Source organism: Alcaligenes sp. EGD-AK7 (assembly GCF_000465875.3).
Taxonomy (GTDB): Bacteria; Pseudomonadota; Gammaproteobacteria; order Burkholderiales; family Burkholderiaceae_B; genus Alcaligenes; species Alcaligenes phenolicus.
Map to the genome: position 1 here is coordinate 1 of NZ_AVOG02000066.1, position 508 is coordinate 508.

Here is a 508-nt window from a genome sequence, read left to right on the forward strand (position 1 = left end):
CAACGACGAACTCACCACCTTGCTGGAGCACCTGGATGACGGCTTCTGCCGGCTCGATCGCGACTGGCGGCTGGTCGACCTCAATGGTCGGGCGGTCGCCCTTCTGCAGCGTCCGCGCAGCGAATTGCTGGGCGCGGTGATGTGGGACCTGCTGCCGCAGGCACGTGGCGCCGAGCTTGGTGTCGCGCTGCAGGAGGTGATGGACCTGGGCATCGCGCGGCGCATCGAGACCTTTTCGCCGCAGTATCAGGGCTGGTATCGCATTCATGCCTATCCGCATGCCGACGGCCTGTACCTGTTCTTCAGCGACATCAGTCGCGACGTGGCGAGCGCCCAGACCGCCCAGGCGGTGCAGGCGCGCCTGCGCCTGACCCAGCAGGTCGGGTTGTTCGGCGACTGGCAATTCGACCTGGCGAACCAACGCCTGGAGCTCTCCGACCAGGCCCTGCAACTGCTGCGCATGCCGCCGGGCGCCGCTGCCGGCCAGGCGTTGCTGGAGCGTCTGCAC

The 508-nt window shown here is 67.7% G+C and carries 1 protein-coding gene; it reads left to right on the plus strand.

The features are described from left to right. Nucleotides 1–508, plus strand: a 508-nt coding sequence (locus N879_RS16960; protein WP_031233003.1) for a PAS domain-containing protein, incomplete at both ends; no start/stop codon positions are given.